Below are 742 nucleotides of genomic sequence, written 5' to 3'. Positions count from 1 at the left end.
TCATATTTTCTGCCAATCAGGCTCTCCTGGCCGCAAAAGCGGGAGCCAGATACGCCAGTCCTTTTTTGGGACGGGTCGATGACATCGGAAACGATGGACTGAATCTTCTCTCCGAGATAGTGGAGCTCTACGCCAATTATGATTTTGATACGGAAATCATTGCTGCCAGCATTCGCCATCCCCAGCAGGTGGTGGCGGTAGCCCTCACGGGAGCAGATATTGCTACTATCCCCTATAAGACATTCGAGCAGATGATAAGACATCCTCTTACCGATAAAGGTATGGACCTCTTTCTGAAAGATTGGGAAAAGGTCAAGAGTCTGGCTCCTATCAGATAGTCCTGGCCCCACCAGAGAGAAACTGGCCACCCCGGGCCAGTTGCCAGGCCAGGTTTAACTTAGAACTCTTAAAACTACAGGAAGGTGATGAAGCTCTTGGAAAAGACGTTAGAAAGATCTGAGCTGGAGGATATGCTCCTCAGCGAACTGCAAAATGTAGGCCGGGAGATCGGGATTCCTGGAGTCAGCAAGCTTACCAAAAGGGATCTTATTCTGGCCATCCTCAAGGAACAGGCCGAGACAGGAGGCCTTCTCTTCAGGAGGGGAATCCTGGACATCTTGCCTGATGGATATGGGCTCTTGAGGAATAATGGTTATCTGCAGGGAGAAGGAGATATTTATGTCTCTCAATCCCAGATCAGCAGGTTCAATCTGCGACAGGGAGACCAGGTCACCGGGAAGGT

Annotated in this window: 2 protein-coding genes; both read left to right on the top strand. The window is 50.1% G+C overall.

Features of this window, described 5'->3' with window-relative positions; translation table 11 throughout:
• Positions 1 to 338, top strand: a 338-nt coding sequence (locus HW443_RS12395) for a transaldolase family protein (RefSeq protein ID WP_275942772.1), incomplete at its 5' end; no start/stop codon positions are given.
• A gap of 96 nt (positions 339 to 434) precedes the next feature.
• Positions 435 to 742, top strand: a 308-nt coding sequence (locus tag HW443_RS12390) for a Rho termination factor N-terminal domain-containing protein (protein WP_176238359.1), incomplete at its 3' end; no start/stop codon positions are given.

This window comes from Candidatus Hakubella thermalkaliphila (genome assembly GCF_013281975.1).
GTDB lineage: Bacteria > Actinomycetota > Humimicrobiia > Hakubellales > Hakubellaceae > Hakubella > Hakubella thermalkaliphila.
The sequence above is the reverse complement of the archived record's forward strand: the minus strand, read 5'-3'. Positions and strand labels throughout refer to the sequence as shown.